Genomic DNA, 18,597 nt, shown 5'->3' with positions numbered 1-18,597 from the left:
CGTTTGATAAACAAAAAACAGCCAGTTCTTTAACAGCTTCAGAACATCTCTCCACCAGTTTTTGGATGATTTTTTTAGGGGGTCAATTTAAAATGGCGGAAGGGGGTTAGTTTGGGTGGTATTTACACTCAGAACAAAGTAGAAGAGTTGAAGGGTCTACCTCACCGCAACACATCTGTGTTCATCTGCGTCTATCAGCGGCCAACAAATTGTAAGCGCAGCGCACAATCCATTCGTGTTAATTCGTGCTATTCGTGGCCAACCACATTACAAGCGTAGCGCCGCAATCCAATCTGTGATCATCCCTCCAATCTGCGTCATCCGTGATTCTATTTCTTTATTGCAAGCGCAGCGCCGCAGTCTTTCCACTTTGTGTTTCTTACAATCTTTGCGTCTTCGTGGCAACCATTGTAAGTGCAGAACCGCAATCATTCGTGGTCACCCTCAACAAAACAAAAGACAATACAATTCCCCATCCGCTCAGGAGTGAATAGTTGAAGCAATAAATGATTGCTGTATTTCTGTTTAGAAAAAGGACTCCGTCGAAGAAAGAATGAATTGCCTTTTGACTTGCCCCTTCCTTTAGGGAGGGGTTAAAAATTAAGCCCCACTCACCTTAACAAGCGCCAGCGCATTAAACGCACCATTCTTCAATGAATACTGATTACCATTCACCTCCTGGTAAAACTCAATACCCAATACAAGAAACAAAGGCTTAGTGCTGTTGGCAGTAACCTGGTGATTCAGATTCAAAGCCGCCGTAGCAGTTGAATTAATCGGCAATGAATTACTGTCACCAAAATCCACCACGTAGGTTTTGTTTTCAAAATCAACTTCCACACCGGCCGATACCAGTTTGAAATGCGTTGCACCACTTGGTGCAGCCACCATATTCATCGGAACAAACGGAGGAATAGCAATTGCCAGCGCACCACTCACACGGTCAATACTTGCGCTATACGGTGCAAACAATGATGTACCAAGTTTGCTGCTGGCATTAAACTCAAACCCTTCCAGCAATTCAGCCTCACCGTCAATCACATTACGCAATCCACGCTCGTTGGTCGCATCAGCCTGTATCACTTTCATCATCTCACGTGTAAGCCTGCTTAACATGCGACTGTCTGCTGTGTGAAGTAATAAGGAACGGAGAGCAGTACGCAATACTTTCCCTGCTGCCCCGGCTCTGCCAAACTCTGCACCGTTCTCACGGGTACGGGCAAATGCAGGGTCGTTTGCAATACGCTCAGCATTCACACTCGTTTTTTCCCTTGCCAGGTAACCGTCTTTGCTTTTGTAAAATGTAATGTTACCGATCGTTCCCTTCAGTGGAAGGATACCTTTTTGTTGTGCCATCGGTTTATTGTTTAAAATCAAAAAATGCAAAATGTTTCAATAGGTACATTTCATAAAACCCGTCAGTTGCAACGACACAACAAGAGTACAAACGCAAAAAAGTAAATGAAAATCAACCGGGCGCTTTTACCGATTTTCGGCAATTAAAGCAGTTATAGCAAACAGTAGCGTATTTGCACATTTATAGCAGAAACTGCATACTACGTATATAGAGCGTATGTTAAGCGTATATACTGGCGCTATTCAAATAGACCAACATACAGTTGTAAAGTACTTGGAAATCGTTGCAATTAAATTTATACCCGTTCGGGTATAACAATGCGCTTTTATTTGTGTAATTGTTTACTGATTTAGTTACCACGCAGGTCTATGGCTAATTATCTGCGTTCATTTGTGTGCATCTGTGGCTAAATATAAAAAGCCCAGACGATTAATGTCTGGGCTTTCGTGGTGTGGGCCGGGATCGAACCGGCGACACAAGGATTTTCAGTCCTTTGCTCTACCGACTGAGCTACCGCACCTTCATCCTCCGTAGCTTTTCAGCGAAGGAGGGAATCCTGAAACACGCTATTTGGTAAGTGGAAGCCTATCCGCCTTTTGTGCTTCGGGGTTGCAAATATAGAGGTATCTGTGCAATTATTGAAATCAAAATCAAAAAAGCCTAAATTTGATTTGCTAACCTTAATTTAAAGTAAGGATTCAACCTTACGCCTGTTCACTTAATAACTTTGCTGCTTTATAATTAAAAAACCGTAACCACGGAAACCCTGCCGGAAATAGTTGTTCTCTTCAGTACAATAAAGCAACCTATACCCCGGTAATTTTTTAAACCAAAAAAGCTTCAAAATGAGAAAATTGAGTGTTCTACTCACACTTGCTTTCAGTTTTTTTATGCTGATTGCCAACGCACAGGTAACTACAAGTAGTATTACCGGAACCGTAATCGGCGACAGCAAAACTCCCCTCGAAGGTGCTACCGTTACCGCACTGCACGTTCCTTCAGGTACACGTTATGTTACCACCACAACCAAAAACGGTTTGTTTATTTTACCCAGTGTACGGGTAGGTGGTCCTTACCGCATTACAGTTTCATACACCGGCTACAGCGAGCAGGTACAAAACGATGTATATGCTTCGTTAGGTAACACAGCCAATGTAGATGTGGCCTTAAGTGCAACAGCGAAGGAGCTGAGTGCAATTGTTGTTACGGCCAACCGCAACCCGGTATTAAACACAAAAAACACAGGTGCATCGGCAACTATTAACAAAGAAGCGTTAAACCGTACACCTACTATTGGCCGTACTGTTAACGACATCACTAAGTTTAATGCGTATGGCAACGGTCGCTCTTTTGCAGGACAGGACAGTCGACTTAACAACTTCACCATCGATGGTTCGGTATTTAACAACGGCTTTGGTTTGGGTAGCCAGGCACAAGCTGGTGGCCGTACAAGTTCCGGTGCTATTTCGCTCGATGCCATTGAAGAACTGCAGATCAATATCGCCCCTTACGATATCCGTCAATCGGGTTTTGTTGGTGCTGCCATCAACGCTGTAACACGCAGCGGTACCAACGATTACGCAGGTTCTGTTTTTCATTTCTTCAACAACCGCAACCTGGCAGGTAAAGAAGCCAAAGGCGGTAAAGTACCTCCAACTCCTTTCCAGGTAAATACAACGGGTTTCCGTGTAGGTGGCCCTATCATTAAAAACAAATTGTTCTTCTTTTTAAATGGTGAGTTTACAACCAGTAACCGTCCCGCACTTGATTGGGTTGCCAATCGCACAGGTGCTGCAGGTAACGTAAGCCGTACAACAGCAGCCGACCTCGATGATCTGAAGAATTTTATGAAGACCAACTTCAACTGGGATATGGGTGCTACCGATAACTTCAACAACGAAGCATTCAGCCGTAAGTTCCTTGCCCGTATCGATTACAACATCAACGATAAACATAAACTCACAGTGCGTTACTCACATCACAACTCAGAAAGTGATGTCATCATCAGTAACAGCAGCTCAGGTAATACCGCAGGTAACGGTAACCGTCAGAACTTAGCATTAGCTATTTCCGGCCAGAATACGGGTTACAAGATCCAGGATAATACACGTTCAATTGTAGCAGAGTTAAACTCGAGCTTTAAACGTCGTGTATCAAACCAGTTTTTAATTACCTATAACAAACAGATCGAAGACCGTGCATACCGCACCGGTATGTTCCCCACTATTGATATCTTAAAAGATGGAAGTACGTATACCTCATTAGGTTTTGATCCGTTTACACCCAACAACCGGTTAGACTATTATACGTTTAACATTACCAACAACCTCACCTTTGTAAAAAATCAGCATACGTTTACAGCAGGTGCTGCATTCGAAGCATTTAAATCGAACAACCTGTTCTTCTATGCATCAAATGGTGTGTGGACCTTTAACAGCATCGACGATTTTAAAACAGCGGCGTTAGCGTACAAAGCAAACCCCAACTTAACTACATCGCCTGTAACGTTGAACCGTTTCAACTATCGTTATACCTTATTGCCCGATGGTAAATTGCCATGGCAGGTGTTTAAAACACAAACATGGAGTGCGTATGTGCAGGATGAGTATAAGATGACCAACCGTTTACGTATTACTGCCGGTTTCCGTTTCGATTATATCAATATACCTAACACTGCAACCGATTATGCCAACAGCTATGTTGCAGGTTTAAGTTTCCGTACACCCGAATACAGAGAGTATAAAGTATATACCGATCAGATGCCGAAATCTCGTTTGTACATGTCGCCCCGTTTAGGTTTTAACTGGGATGCGTATGGCAACCGTCAGCTGCAGGTGCGTGGTGGTACAGGTTTGTTCCTTTCACGTATGCCTTACGTACTCATCAGCAACCAGCTGGGTAATAACGGTGTAAATATTGGTTTGGTGAATGTAACAGGTACTGCTGCCAATGCGTATCCGTTTACACTCGATCCTTCACGTTATACACCAACATCTACCGATGTTACACTGTTGCGTGGTTACAACGTAAACTATGGCGATCCGAATCTTAAATTCCCGCAAACCTGGAAAAGCAATATTGCTGTTGACTATAAACTGCCATGGGGTGTTGTTGCAACAGTTGAATACATCTACAACCAAAACATTAATGCGCTTAATTATGTAGATGTAAACATGAAACTTCCTTCGGGTAAATTAACAGGTGCTGACACCCGTGATATTTATCCGGCACTGGATTTAAGCGGAAGTGCTGCTACCAATGCACGTTTCTTTAACAGTGGTATTGGTAACGTGTTTGTATTAACCAATAACAACGAAGGTTATTCTTACTCATTAACCACGAAGCTGGAAAAACCAATTACAAAAAACTGGGGTGGTTTGTTAGGTTATACCTATGCAAAAGCAACGGATGTAGCATTTGTTGCAAGTACTGTTAATGCCAACGTTCCTTCTGTTTATGGTTTAAACTATGTACGCAACAGTTTCAGCGATAACGATCTCCGTCATCGTTTTATCGGAAGTGTAAGCTACCGTATCATGTATGGTAAAACATACGGCGGTGGTACTACTGTTACATTAGGTATGGTTTCTGCCAGCGGCAGTAAATTATCGTATGTTGCAAGTAACGATATGAATGGTGATGGACAGATCAACGATCTCATTTATGTACCTGCAAAAGGAAGCAATCTTACCTTCCAGGATTATACAACAAGTGGTGTAACATTTACTGCAGCACAACAACAGGCTGCTTACGATGCATACATTAACAATCATCCTTACCTCAAAACACGCAGAGGTACATATGCAGAACGTAATGGTGCACAACTGCCCTGGTTAACCCGTTTCGATTTCAGTGCAGAACAGGATTTCTTTGTGAAAGTAGGTAAGTCGAAAAAGACCAACATCATTCGTGTACGTGCCGATATCTTAAACTTCGGTAATCTCATCAACAGCAAATGGGGTGTAGGTAATGCAACAACAACAACACAACCATTGAACTATCGTGGAAGAACTGCAGGTGGCGAACCCATCTATCGTTTGGCTACACAGGTAGTTGGCGGACAAACTGTATTGTTGCGTGATGCATTCATCAATTCATTAACAATTGATGATGTGTACCAGGTACAGATCGGTATCCGTTACATCTTTAACAATTAAGCAATCGTTTGTTGCTGTAAGGCAACGCATAAAAAAACCGATCGTAATTAATACGATCGGTTTTTTATTTTCAACCCGTTTGCAAATTAAGGTTGAACATCTTTGCCAAACTCAGCCAGCAACTCATCGTCTTTATCGGGTTTGCTGCTTAATATCTGCCGTACAATAAAATAACCCAGTAAGCCCGACAGAGGTCCGAGGAAGAACAAGGCCATTTGTTCAACACCGTTTAATGTGAGTATTACCGCAACAGTAATTTCTGTAATAAGCCAGGCTAGTGCAGCCATTACTTTCCAGGCCGTTGCATTTACGCCTTTGCGATCGGCAATAGGACCGATCTTTCGAATAAAATAAATAAGTCCGAGGATTTCAAGCATAGAAAAAGGGTTTGGTTTCGTAACTAAATATAAAACTCCTGCACGTAAAAAAAGCAGAAAGGATGCCCCTTCTGCTTATCTGTGTTGAATTAGTTTATATCTGTTTTGCCCTTCATGAAAGGAGACTGCTTCGTTCCTCGCAGTAACGGTTCTTGAACCCTGTGCTTTTCCCTTGGATTTTCTTTCTTGTACCTTAAACCTTGGTTCCTTGCCTATATCCTACATTCCGTATTCGCTCAAAAACTTAATCCGCATAATCTTTAATTGCTCCCAGTTATAAGCACCATCTTCCAGTTCCTGCTGTGCTACTTTTAAATCGCTGGTGCTGCAGGTTTTGAAGTAATCCATGATCTCTTCCTGTTCGTATTCATCCAGCCATTCATCAATAGCATAGTCAAGACGGAGCTTGGTGCCGCTGGCTGCAATGGTTTCCATTTCTTCCAGCATTTCATCCATACGCCAGCCTTTGTTTTTGGCAATGGTTTCAAGCGGAATACGTTTATCAATATTCTGAATAAGGAATACTTTGTTACCGCTCTTGTTTACCACACTCTTCATTACAAACTCATCGGGCTTTTCCACTTCGTTCTCTTCAACATACTTCGCCACCATTTCAACAAATGGTTTACCGTAACGAATGGCTTTGCCCTTACTAACACCCTGGCATTTTTCCAGCTCTTCCAATGTTGTGGGATAAAGCGTTGCCATATCCAGCAGCGAGTTTTCGAGGAAGATCACAAACGGAGGTAACCCTTTTTTCTTTGCTTCTTTCTGACGAAGTTCTTTCAGCATTTCAAACAATTTCTCGTCCGATGCCAAACCACCGCCACCTGCATCTGCACCTTCATCATCATCGGCATTTGCTTCTTCGTATAAATTGTTGAGTACAATTTTAAAGCTCTTTGGTTTTTTCAGGAACGCTTCGCCGGCTTTGGTAAACTTCAGCAAACCGTACTCTTCAATATCTTTCTGAATTAAGCCATGCAGCAACATCTGGCGGATGAGCGAGTTCCAGTAATGCTGATCTTTTTCTTTACCACTACCATATTCAGCTATCTGATCGTGACGGTACATTTGAATCTGCGGAGTAAGCTTACCCATAATAACAGGAATTACATACTCTGTAGCAAAACGTTCGTCGAGTGCTTTGATCGCTTTCAACGCAACAACTGTTTCATCTTTCGCTTCGATCTGTTCTTTCGGATGCAGACAGTTATCACAGTTACCGCATTTCTCTTCTTTGTACTCCTCTCCAAAATAATGCAGCAATATTTTACGGCGGCAAACAGAGCTTTCTGCAAAGGCAACCGTTTCCTGGATCATTTGCCCGGTTACTTCACGCTCACTTAACGGTTTATCACGCATCAGATGTTCGAGCTTGCTTACATCTTTATGCGAATAGTAAAGGATACATTTTCCTTCCATACCATCACGCCCTGCACGGCCTGTTTCCTGGTAATAGTTTTCAATACTCTTTGGAATATTGTAATGAATTACAAAACGGATATCGGGTTTATCGATCCCCATACCAAAGGCAATCGTTGCTACAATTACCTGTACATCTTCGTTGAGGAATTGATCCTGCCTGTCGGCTCTCACTTTACCATCGAACCCTGCATGATAAGCAACGGCTTTAATACCATTTGCCATCAGCATATCGGCCAACTCTTCTGTTGTTTTACGGTTGAGTGTATAGATGATGCCACTCTTGCCCTTGTTTTGTGAAATGAACTTCACAATATTTTTAACCGTTTGATCTTTTTTGATCTTAGGTTGAATTTCATAATAGAGGTTTCCACGGTTGAACGAGGAAATAAAAATATCGGGATTGCGTAAGCCAAGGTTCTTTACGATATCACTTTGTACTTTGGGTGTTGCGGTAGCGGTTAATGCAATGATGGGAATATCGGGGTTGATCTGATCCATCATTTCTTTTAAGCGGCGATATTCGGGGCGGAAATCGTGGCCCCACTCACTGATACAATGCGCTTCATCCACAGCAAAAAACGAAATCTGCAGATCGCTGAAGAATTCGAGGTTCTCCTGTTTGGTGAGTGTTTCGGGTGCAACGTAGAGCATTTTGGTTTTGCCGGTAAGCAAATCATCATGCACTTCTTTTATTTCTTTCTTGGTTAATGTTGAGTTGAGGAAATGCGCCACATCATCCTTACTGCTGTAGCTGCGTACCAGGTCTACCTGGTTTTTCATTAGGGCAATCAGCGGACTAACAATAATAGCCACCCCTTCGCTTACCAAAGCCGGCAACTGGTAACACAAACTTTTACCGCCACCTGTTGGCATAATTACAAATGTGTCTCTGCCGGCAAGCAGGTTGGTAATTACCTGCTCCTGTGTGCCTTTAAACCCATCGAAACCGAAATGCTCGTTTACGGCAGCATAGAGGTCGATGCCTGCAGCTATATCTGCCTTTTTTTTGCCGGTTGCTTTAACGGAAGTTCCGTCTGTTGAACGGGCAGCTTTCTTTACAGTTTCTTTTTTCTTTGTTGCGGTTGCCTCCTTAACAGGGGCTTTTTTCTTTGCTGTTGCCATCACTTAATTTCCTTCACGCTTGGTTTAACTAACTGGATTTTTCAAGCAAGTAGTTGATAAAAAGTACCGAATGTACTTTTCTTAAAGGGGCACGAAGTTACTGAAATGAATGGGGTTTCGGCCCGGCAATTCGTCAAAAACCTGCTAAAAAAGTCTATTTGATAAGATAATTCATTTTAACGGATTTGTAATTCTGAAATATGCACAAACTTCTTCGCAGGCGTTTTTCAGGTTTAGCTTTTCTGTTCTGTTGAATTACAGTAGGTTTGCCCCGCTAATGGAAGACAGAAAGCATATTGACCCCCTGAACGTTGCCCGCCGAACCATTGCACTGGAAGCCGGTGCTATTGAAGGACTTGTGGCATTACTTACCGATGATTTTACCCGTATTTGCGACAGTATTCTGGCTGCCAAGGGCAGGCTTATTGTTAGCGGTATTGGCAAAAGTGCGGTGATTGCACAAAAAATTGTAGCTACCCTCAACTCCACGGGCACACCTGCCGTGTACCTGCATGCAGCCGAAGCTATTCACGGCGATCTGGGTATGATTCTGCAACACGATGTAGTGATGATCATCAGCAAAAGTGGTGAAAGCCCGGAGATTAAAGTATTAGCCCAACTGGTAAAAAACTTTGGCAACCCTGTTATTGGTATGGTTGGCAATACGGATTCGTACCTGGCCAAACAAAGCGATTTTGTACTCAACACTACTGTAAGCCAGGAGGCCTGCCCCAATAACCTTGCGCCTACCAGCAGTACGACTGCGCAAATGGTGATGGGCGATGCCTTGGCGGTAGCCCTGATGGAATTGCGTGGATTTAAGAGTGAAGATTTTGCCAAGTTCCACCCTGGTGGTGCCTTGGGCAAAAAACTTTACCTGCGGGTTGCCGATCTGTACATCCACAACGAACAGCCGAAAGTAACGGCAGACACTTCGTTAAAAGAAGTGATTGTTGAAATATCAAAAAAGCGATTGGGCGCAACAGCTGTGGTTAATGAAACAGGTGAGCTGCTGGGTGTAATTACCGATGGTGATTTGCGCCGTATGCTGGAGAAAAACATTTCGCTCAACGAAGCAAAGGCCCAACAGATTATGACCCTCAACCCCAAAACGATTGAAGCAGATGCTTTAGCCATTGATGCCATGGAGCTGATGCGGAAAAATAATATCAGTCAGTTATTGGTTGTGCAGCACAAACAATACCTTGGCATCATACATTTGCACGATTTAATTAAAGAAGGATTGATCTAAAAGGTGAATGGTCAATGGTGAATGGTGAATGAAACTCACCACTCGCCACGCACTACTCGCCACTCACTACTCACCATGAACAAAAATCATTATGTAGCCATTATGGCGGGCGGTATCGGCAGTCGTTTCTGGCCTATGAGCCGTACAGCTTTTCCCAAACAGTTTCTGGATATTTTACATACAGGTCGTACGCTCATTCAATCTACCTACGATCGTTACCTGCAGTTTATACCAAATGAAAATATTTATGTTGTTACGTCGGCCGAATATGCTGCTATTGTAAAACAGCAGTTGCCCGATTTGCCTGCTGAAAATATTTTGTGCGAACCAAGCAGAAAAAACACAGCGCCTTGTGTGGCTTACATTGCACACAAGCTGCAACAGATCAATAACGAAGGATTACTGATTTGTGCACCGGCCGATCACCTCATTCTCGATGCACCTGCATTTACGAAAGTGTGTACCGATGCGTTTGATTTTGTAAACAACATCAATGCGCTGGTAACACTGGGTATTAAACCGCATTACGCCAACACCGGTTACGGTTATATTCAACACGAAGCAATGCCTGTTGCCGACAGTGTGTATAAGGTGAAAACCTTTACCGAAAAACCGAATCTTGAACTGGCGAAAACATTCTTAGCCAGTGGCGATTTTCTCTGGAATGCCGGCATTTTTGTTTGGAAGGTGAAGAACATCATCAAAGCATTTGAAAAGTTTTTACCGGAGATGAACGAAGTGTTTGTTGCTGAGAAAGAGCATTTCAATACAGCTACCGAACAGGAAGCAATTGAACGCATTTATCCGCAGTGTACCAATATTTCCATCGACTATGGTATTATGGAAAAGGCCGACAATGTGTATGTAATGCCTTCTTCTTTCGGCTGGAGCGACCTTGGTACATGGAACAGTGCTTACGAAAACATGGAGAAAGATTATTTTGGCAATGCAGTGGCCGGCAAAAATGTAATGATCATTGATGCTACCAAAAACGTAGTACATGCCAACGATAAAAAGTTAGTGCTGCTGCAAGGGCTTGATGATTTTATTATTGTAGACACACACGATGTGTTACTCATCTGCAAAAAGGAAAAAGAACAGGAAATCAAAGAATATGTTGCAGAAGTGAAACGGAATAAAGGCGATAAATTTTTGTAGGCTAAGAGTTTGAAATAGGAAAGGAGGGTTGAGAGTTTCTGGTTTCTGGTTTTTTAGTTTATCGTTTCATGTTGGTGCCTCCATTTCGTTTTATTCATTAAGGAAAACAAAAAGTGTTTAATAAAAAGGGAGAGGCGACAATATTGTCGCCTCTCCCTTTTTATCTCTTTCTACTCTTTACAAACTCTTAGCACTAGTTCTTGTTGTTGATGAATTCGAACGCTTTAAAATCTTTCCGTAATACGGCCAATTTTACTTTACCTGTTTTTGTGTGTACTTTATACCTGTTAAGATCAATCACTTCATGCGCTTTGCAGAAATTTTCCAGCTCTTCTACATGATATAATAATTCATGCAGCCACTCCACTTCGTGATCGATGGCTTCCTGGCTGCGGTGGTGATTGTTGAGCAGCACCAGAAGATCTCTCCGCTGATTCCTCTTCATAACTTAACAGATAACAATTTATTTAATAACCCACCATCCCTTTTTTGTTGGGACAGCCGCAGCTGTTTTTCCTCGAGGCACTACATCCTGTTCCCAAAAACAGTGCTACAGTAACTAACAATAGAAAAACAATCTTTGTTGAACGCTGCATCTGCATACTCACAAAATTTTTACGGATCATTGGATATTTGTTTAATCGGTGACTTGTAAAATAACTACTTTCCCGCCGAAATATTGTAGTACACCCGATGAACGGTTTAAAAAATACACGGATTTTATTGGCTCCTCTCGATTGGGGGCTGGGCCATGCAACCCGTTGTATTCCCATCATCCGTTATTTACAGGAACTTGGCTGCGAAGTTGTACTTGCAACCGACGGCGCTGCCGCAAAACTTTTGCAGCAGGAATTTCCCGGCATAGAGGTAAAACAACTAAGGGGTTATAACATACAATATGGCAAAGGCTCGTCGCTGTTCCTGAACATGCTGCAACAATTACCCTCAATTTTCAGGAGTATCCGATACGAACAGCAATGGCTGCAAACATTGTTACAAACAGAGCCGTTCGATTTCATCATCAGCGACAACCGACCCGGCTTTTACAGCAGCGCTGTGCCTTCTGTTTATATTACGCATCAGCTGCTCATTCATTCGGGCAAAGGAAAATGGCTGAACCGCATGCTGCAACAACTGCATACAGGTTATATCAAAAAATTCAACGCTGTTTGGGTGCCCGATACTGCTGGTCATCCTCATCTTGCAGGCGAACTTTCGCACCCTGCCAAACAATTGGTTCAACCTGTTTACCTGGGTTTGCTCAGCCGTATGCAGCCTGTTGCTGTTGCAATGCACAACGATCTGTTGATTCTGCTTTCCGGACCGGAACCGCAACGAAGTATTTTAGAAACGCAATTGGTACAATCGCTCAAAAACTTTCATGGCAAAGCAGTGCTTGTTCGTGGATTACCAAACGAAGCAGCGCTGTTAAAAGTTCCTGCTTCTGTAACTGTACACACACATTTGCCTGCACAAGAGTTGCAGGAAATTATTTGTGCATCAAAACTTGTTATTTGCCGCAGTGGCTATACCAGCTTAATGGATCTTGTGTATTTGCAAAAAAAGGCGGTGCTTATTCCAACTATCGGTCAGCCGGAACAGGAATATCTTGCACAACAGATGCAAACTCTTCAACTCTTCCCTTTATTAAAACAAAAAGAAGCAAGCATAGAACTTGCACTAAACATTGCTGAAACATTTAACTATCAATATCCGTTTCATGCAAACAGTTTTGAACAATACAAACCTGTTATTGCTAAACAACTCGAATTGCTGGTTGCAAAAAGGTAAAACAATGCAAGGGATATCGAAAAAAATCCCGTGTTACTGTCTGCCTAACTTGTGCCTGCGTTCGAACAACCAACTAAATGGTTTTTGTTTTTCGGGACGAAGATCGAAACGTTTAATACTTTTTTCTTTGAGTACCTGGATAGCTTCTTCTACGGAATCGGTAACAACAAAAAGCTGATCATCATCGGGAGAAATGGTTCCCCGTTGTTTCATTAACTGTACATGCTCTACCATTTCTTTATGAAACTCTTTACCCATTACAATTACCGGAAAGTCTTTGATCTTTTTTGTTTGAATTAATGTGATCGATTCAAACAACTCATCGAGTGTACCAAAACCACCGGGCATACAAATAAAAGCGTAGGAATATTTTATCAATAATGTTTTGCGTACAAAGAAGTAACGGATGTTTACCCAACGATCGAGATAAGGATTCGGATCCTGTTCGAACGGCAACACAATGTTACAACCAACACTTCGGCCACCTACATCTTTTGCCCCACGGTTTGCCGCTTCCATTAAGCCGGGGCCGCCACCTGTCATTACTGTAAAACCCATCTTTGCTACTTCAGCCCCAACCTTACGGGTAAGATCGTAATATTCATGTCCCTCATTATAGCGTGCCGAACCAAAAATGGTCACACAAGGCCCTACAAATGCAAGGCTACGGTATCCTTTCACAAACTCCATCATTACTTTCCATGCAAAACGGAATTCACGAAAACGGCTTTGCGGACCTTCTAAAAATTTTATCTCACTTTGCGATTGTTGTACGGCGGGTTTATCTTTTGTCGTCATTCGTTTATTGTTTTTTAGGTAACCAATTCATCTCCGGTATCAGTGCCGGTTCTTTAAAATAGTTTGAGCGTAAACTATCGTTCCATCCATTTGGATTTTTGTTGAATGTTTTACTGCTGAAAAAAATCATGCCCTGCATATTGGGTGTGTTGCGCAACAGTTCTATCTGGCGGGGAATAAGTGTACTGTCTTTCCACACATCGCTGCTGCCTGCACGGTAAATACCCAGGCCAATGTAACAATGTTTGCCATAAGTATGTTTACTCCACCAATCAATTAACACTTCATAAGGTGCAGCTTTATGACCAAACTCCCAATAGAGTTGCGGTGCAACATAATCGATCCAGTTTTTACGCAGCCATAATAAAATATCGGCATACAGATCATCGTAGTTTGTTTGTCCTGCTTTTGTATTGCTGCCCAATGGATCTTTATCGCTGTTGCGCCAAACACCGAACGGACTGATACCAAACTTTACCCAGGGTTTGGTTTGCTTGATCATTCGGCTCAATGCAACAATAATCGAATCTACATTGCTTCGTCTCCAGTCATCTTTCACTAACCCATTGCTGTATTGTTTATATGTAGCTGAATCGGGAAACTCAACATTGGCAATCCGGTAAGGATAAAAATAATCATCGAAGTGTACAGCATCTACATCGTATCGTTGAGTTATATCTCTTATCACTTCCACCACAAAAGCCTGTGCAGCTTTATTACCGGGGTCGAAATACTTTTTACCTCCATAATCCAAAAACCAATCGGGATGTATACGTGTAACATGTGATGGAGCAATGGAGGCTTTTCCAATACTGAAATCGGCACGATAAGGATTACACCATGCATGAAATTCCATTCCACGTTTATGCGTTTCCGTTATCATAAACGCCAGAGGATCGTAATAAGGAGATGGAGGTTTCCCCTGCACACCACTCAGCCATTCGCTCCATGGTTCGTATGGCGATGGATAAAATGCATCTGTTGCCGGGCGTACCTGCATAACAACAGCATTCATGCCATTGCTTTTGTGCAGATCGAGTATGCGGATGAACTCTGCCTTTTGCGAATCGACAGGTAATCCTTTTTTTGAAGGCCAATCGATGTTATCAACAGTAGCAATCCATACTGCACGAAACTCCTGTTTGGATTGTGCGGAAAGATGAAAGGAAAAGCAAAGGATAGTGAAGAATAAAAGGCATCTTACCATACTTAAATTTAGGCAGAACCCCGCACTTTATCGAGCAGGCGGTTTAATTCTCTTGCATCTGTTTCAGAAACATTCTGCAATACGTTATCAATTGTATAGGCCGATTGATCGAGCTTTTGTAAAAGCCGTATTCCTTTTGCAGAAATTTTTACATCTACCAATCGTTTATCTTTTTTATTGATACTTTTTAATGCGAGTTTTTTTAAAAGGAGGCGATCAACAATGCGGCTGGTATCGCTCATCTTATCAAGCATACGTTCACGAATCTGTAAAGTTGAAAGAGGCGAATCGCTGCCACGCAAAATGCGCAGGATATTGTACTGTTGTAATGTAAGATCTTCTTCTTCCAGCACAAGCTTTAACTGTTCGGTTACCCAGTTGTGTGTAAAAATGAGATTCACCACACATTTATGATGTTCATTCCGGAACTTCCGGATCTGGAGGATGTCTTTTTCAATGCTCATACGCAAGTATTGGTTAGATACGAGATGATTGGTTTAATACCCGGGTAAAACGTGGCTTTGTTTTAAAGATTGTTTTAATTGCTTGCAGCTTCTTCATTTAACAAAGGCAACACATTTACGTTTTCGGCAGCATGCGTTGTGTGCAATACCGGGCGGATTGATGATGTTTCAACAGGTACGAAAAATGCAGGACGGGTTTTTAATTCCCTGCAAATTTAGAAGCTCCCACCAATAAAATTCCTGTTATGGAATCGAGCTTAAAGTTTTTCAATTGTTCATCGCTTTCAAACCCTTTTCCGAAAATGGTTTTGGTGCGCTGTCTTATCTCCACATCTTTGGTGGTATAGAGTTTATGCAAATTCTGTTCCCAAAAAAGCTCATCGGTTTTTAAGGTATCGCCATCAACACTAATCACAACTACACTATCACGCAAAATAACCCGGCCTTGCTGTTCGTAATAATCGGCTCTTTTTGCATTGAGGTAGCTTTTAATACGGGTGCTGTCATCATAAAAATCTACGTGCAGCGAACGGGGAAATTCTACCCTTGGCACACTATCGAAATAACGGAGCATATAAGGCGCCGTTAGCTTTGCCTTTACTACTCCCGATTGACTTAAGTAACTGGTTACACCCTTTACTTCATCAACCGATAGTTTTTGTTGCTGCATTTTACGAATCTGGTCGAGGTCGTTTTCGCAGGCTATGAAAAAAAAGCAGCCCATGATTAGTGCTGCTGCTTTCTTTATTAGGTTAATATGATAAAAGCGATTACTCATATTTGCGTTTGATGAACCAGATATCGCTGAGTGAGAAACTAACTGAAAAACGGAAATAGTTTTCACGCAACAACATGGTGCGATTACCACGCTGGCCAAACTCAAGCGATGTATTGATGATGTTGTTCCGGTTAAACTCTGCATACGAATAGCGGCGGATGGGTAAACCTAAGCCCAGTGTAATACCATAGCTTTTCATATCGCCATCAACCTTATAAGGTTCTAAACCGTAAGTAAATCCGGTGCGGTACATTACCTGGTTCCAGTACGATTTTGCACGGCCTGTAATATCAGGAATAAATTGCGCTCCTGTTTTTACCTGCCATCCGTTTTGCAGCTTGCTGTCTTTTGCGCCATCATATTCATAATTGCCCCAGTTACTCAACACCACATCGGCACCAATGCGCAAACTTGTTTTGCCTTCAAACTCGTACATGGCACCAAAGCCATAAGTTGAAGGATAAAGCAGACTCATTGGAATATCTGTTTTTTCTGAAACAGAATCAATCTGCTGATCGGTACCAGACTGGCCGGTGATAAAGAACGTTTCGTACAATTCATCACGAGTGCCTTTTAATTTCCCTTGCAGGCTGGTATAAGCACCCAGTTGTAAAAAGCTTGCACGTTTTTTTGCAGTATCCAATCCCAGTTTAATGCGGTATTGCAAACCAAGTTCTAAGAATGCTGCACCAAACTTGTTACCGATTTTCTTTTGCCCGCTGCGGTAACGCTCAGGAACAGTATCGTTCAAAATATTAACACGTGTAATATAATCGGCCGTACCAAAACGGTAACCTGTATTAAATCCAATACTTAAATTCTTAATACCGATAGCAGACCCTACAAATGCCTGGTAACTACCACCGCTTCCTTCATAAATTGAAACAACGCTATCGCCTGCATCTAAACGGCTGCCCGAAATAATGTTGTAACTCACTTTGGTTAAAGGACGCAGACCAAATGCCAAACCCCAATCGTATTTTGCTTTTGGCGGTTTTATTTGAAAACCGGCAGCGAGGTAAGGAACTACCGCATTATTAGAAGTATAAGAACTACCCCTGTTATCGCTGAGTTTACGGCTGTTAATATCGATACCAATATCGAGGATCGAACGCTGTAAGCCAAAACGACTGTACGATGCCGGGTTTACAAAGTTGATGGTTTGATAGTCGCTGTAAGCTGCACCAACATGGCCCATACCTCTGTTTACGATGTTACCGGAAGGCACAATATCGCCTAAGCCATACCGGCTCCAGGGCGAATTATCCTGCGATTTTAACTGAGAAACGATTGATAACGATAGCACGAACAGAAACGAAACACGCTTACCGATTAAACTCACTGATTGCATACAGTCCTTTAAAGATTAGTTGAGGGTCTGCAAATATCTGGTTTTTGAGCAGAGGAGCAAAATGCAGCGTATCGCCCCCGGTTAATTGCACGTTAAAGTTCCCGTACTTTTCGGCATAAGCGTCAATAATACCGTCGATTTCCTTGGCCATACCCCAGGCTACACCGCTAAGGAGATTGGTTTTGGTATCGTACCCAATCAACGGAAAATTCCACTCCATATTTACCAAAGGCAGCTTGGCTGTGAGGCCGTGCATGGCTTTAAACCGCATTTCGAGCCCCGGCGATATACTGCCGCCCAAAAACTGGTTTTGGTTATTGATGAAGTTGTAAGTAATACAAGTGCCCAGCCCGATGGCTAAATTATTGCTGTTGGGGAAAAGATGAACCGCAGCCGCACAAAGTGCCAGGCGATCTGCTCCGATAGTTTCGGGTTTACCAACCGGCGTTGTAAAAGGCAATTTTGTTGCATGCGACAGTTTATGAAAATTGCTGTGATGGGCCAGCACATGCTCCACTGTTTCCTGGTGATTGATAACAGATGATAAAATGCTGTACTGCGGTTGGAATTTCTGCAACAGCTCTTCAATAGTTGAACGGTCATCGTTAGGAAGTATAATTATTTCTTTGAGATGACTTTCGTCGAACACAGCCGCTTTTAAACGTGTATTGCCGAAATCGAAACAAATGGTGGTGGACATGCAGCGAAGTTACAGGTCAAAATCGAACGACTGCAAATTCCTGAAATGGCCATTGAGTTTTACTTTTTCCTTCAGGCCTTCCATTTCTGAAAGCAGTGGAATTACTTTATTAAGGTGGCGTTTTAAATACTCCTGTCTTTGTGCTTCTCTAAACAGGCTTAACAGTTCGTATTCTTCATCTACATTTAACCCGATGTGATGGGCTACATCAAACGACTTTAATTCTTCTTCCGGTTTTTTAAAATCTTTACTTACCTGGAGTAATTTATGCAGATCCTTAATGCCCTGCACAACTTTTTGCATTTGAAGACGGTTACCATCGTCCAAGTCGTCGGGATAAGTTACAATGGCTCCGCTGTACAGTTTATCGGGAATGCTGCGAACCATTTCCAGCATGCGGAACACTTTTATTCCCTTTGTAGAAATATCCATCTTCCCGTCATCATATACTTTTTTTATTTCCTTTACCTCCACCAATGTACCCAGCTCCTTTAATTCTTTATTTACTACAGCAGGAATACCAAACGGCTTTTTTTGTTCGTAGCATTCTGTAATAAGTTGTTTGTAACGGGGTTCAAAAATGTGCAGGTTCAGGTTTTCGCCGGGAAAAACAATTACACTAAGAGGGAAAATGGGAATAAAGTTGGTCATACCAAA

15 protein-coding genes and 1 tRNA gene are annotated in these 18,597 nt (G+C 42.3%); 4 read left to right on the top strand and 12 right to left on the bottom strand.

All coding sequences use genetic code 11. The annotated features are described in order from the left end of the window. Positions 1-600: 600 nt before the first annotated feature. Together ESA94_RS11090 and ESA94_RS11085 are read right to left on the bottom strand one after the other, a co-directional pair. Positions 601-1,356, bottom strand: coding sequence for a hypothetical protein (locus ESA94_RS11090; RefSeq protein ID WP_129130950.1), 756 nt, complete (start codon positions 1,354-1,356; stop codon positions 601-603). A gap of 448 nt (positions 1,357-1,804) precedes the next feature. Then, positions 1,805-1,877, bottom strand: a tRNA-Phe gene (locus ESA94_RS11085). Positions 1,878-2,202: 325 nt separating this feature from the next. Between ESA94_RS11085 and ESA94_RS11080 the strand changes: the two genes are divergently transcribed. Beyond that, complete coding sequence (locus ESA94_RS11080) at positions 2,203-5,514, top strand: TonB-dependent receptor (protein WP_164972710.1); 3,312 nt, start codon at positions 2,203-2,205, stop codon at positions 5,512-5,514. 86 nt (positions 5,515-5,600) lie between these two features. Here the strand turns inward: ESA94_RS11080 and ESA94_RS11075 are convergent, their stop codons facing one another. Then, the gene (locus ESA94_RS11075; RefSeq protein WP_129130949.1) at positions 5,601-5,891 is read right to left on the bottom strand and encodes a hypothetical protein; all 291 of its coding nucleotides are present in this window, start codon (positions 5,889-5,891) and stop codon (positions 5,601-5,603) included. 219 nt (positions 5,892-6,110) lie between these two features. Next, on the bottom strand, positions 6,111-8,441 hold the full coding sequence (recQ, locus tag ESA94_RS11070; protein ID WP_205755956.1) for a DNA helicase RecQ: 2,331 nt from the start codon (positions 8,439-8,441) through the stop codon (positions 6,111-6,113). A 277-nt stretch (positions 8,442-8,718) separates the two neighbouring features. Here recQ and ESA94_RS11065 point away from each other — a divergent pair, with 277 nt between their 5' ends. Next, positions 8,719-9,693, top strand: a complete 975-nt coding sequence (locus ESA94_RS11065; RefSeq protein WP_129130948.1) for a KpsF/GutQ family sugar-phosphate isomerase — start codon at positions 8,719-8,721, stop codon at positions 9,691-9,693. Positions 9,694-9,714: 21 nt separating this feature from the next. Next, entirely contained in the window at positions 9,715-10,851 is a 1,137-nt protein-coding gene (locus tag ESA94_RS11060; RefSeq protein ID WP_240671030.1) for a mannose-1-phosphate guanylyltransferase, read from the top strand. A gap of 193 nt (positions 10,852-11,044) precedes the next feature. Here the strand turns inward: ESA94_RS11060 and ESA94_RS11055 are convergent, their stop codons facing one another. Continuing rightward, entirely contained in the window at positions 11,045-11,296 is a 252-nt protein-coding gene (locus ESA94_RS11055; RefSeq protein WP_129130946.1) for a hypothetical protein, read from the bottom strand. A gap of 248 nt (positions 11,297-11,544) precedes the next feature. Between ESA94_RS11055 and ESA94_RS11050 the strand changes: the two genes are divergently transcribed. Beyond that, positions 11,545-12,642, top strand: coding sequence for a glycosyltransferase (locus ESA94_RS11050; protein WP_129130945.1), 1,098 nt, complete (start codon positions 11,545-11,547; stop codon positions 12,640-12,642). 33 nt (positions 12,643-12,675) lie between these two features. Here ESA94_RS11050 and ESA94_RS11045 read toward each other — a convergent pair whose 3' ends face one another. The 7 genes from ESA94_RS11045 to ESA94_RS11020 all read right to left on the bottom strand — a co-directional run bounded on the left by ESA94_RS11045 (position 12,676) and on the right by ESA94_RS11020 (position 18,591). Then, positions 12,676-13,440 carry an LOG family protein gene (locus tag ESA94_RS11045; protein ID WP_129130944.1) on the bottom strand — a complete coding sequence of 255 codons (765 nt, stop codon included), beginning with the start codon at positions 13,438-13,440 and terminating at the stop codon, positions 12,676-12,678. Positions 13,441-13,444: 4 nt separating this feature from the next. Then, a complete protein-coding gene (locus tag ESA94_RS11040; RefSeq protein WP_129130943.1) occupies positions 13,445-14,647 on the bottom strand; it encodes a glycoside hydrolase family 10 protein in 1,203 nt (400 codons plus the stop codon). 8 nt (positions 14,648-14,655) lie between these two features. Continuing rightward, entirely contained in the window at positions 14,656-15,111 is a 456-nt protein-coding gene (locus ESA94_RS11035; RefSeq protein WP_129130942.1) for a MarR family winged helix-turn-helix transcriptional regulator, read from the bottom strand. A 199-nt stretch (positions 15,112-15,310) separates the two neighbouring features. Next, positions 15,311-15,889 (bottom strand): LPS export ABC transporter periplasmic protein LptC, encoded by a 579-nt coding sequence (lptC, locus tag ESA94_RS11030; protein ID WP_164972709.1) that lies wholly within the window; start codon positions 15,887-15,889, stop codon positions 15,311-15,313. Further along, entirely contained in the window at positions 15,882-17,240 is a 1,359-nt protein-coding gene (locus ESA94_RS21430; protein ID WP_164972708.1) for a hypothetical protein, read from the bottom strand. The genes lptC and ESA94_RS21430 overlap by 8 nt, the downstream gene beginning before the upstream one ends. Beyond that, a complete protein-coding gene (locus ESA94_RS11025; protein ID WP_129130940.1) occupies positions 17,215-17,940 on the bottom strand; it encodes a type III pantothenate kinase in 726 nt (241 codons plus the stop codon). The genes ESA94_RS21430 and ESA94_RS11025 overlap by 26 nt, the downstream gene beginning before the upstream one ends. A 9-nt stretch (positions 17,941-17,949) precedes the next feature. Beyond that, a complete protein-coding gene (locus ESA94_RS11020; protein WP_129130939.1) occupies positions 17,950-18,591 on the bottom strand; it encodes an LON peptidase substrate-binding domain-containing protein in 642 nt (213 codons plus the stop codon). Positions 18,592-18,597: the final 6 nt, after the last annotated feature.

This window comes from Lacibacter luteus, from assembly GCF_004118265.1.
GTDB classification, from domain to species: domain Bacteria; phylum Bacteroidota; class Bacteroidia; order Chitinophagales; family Chitinophagaceae; genus Lacibacter; species Lacibacter luteus.
Note: the sequence above shows the minus strand (reverse complement) of the source record. Positions and strands in the feature narration are given on the sequence as shown.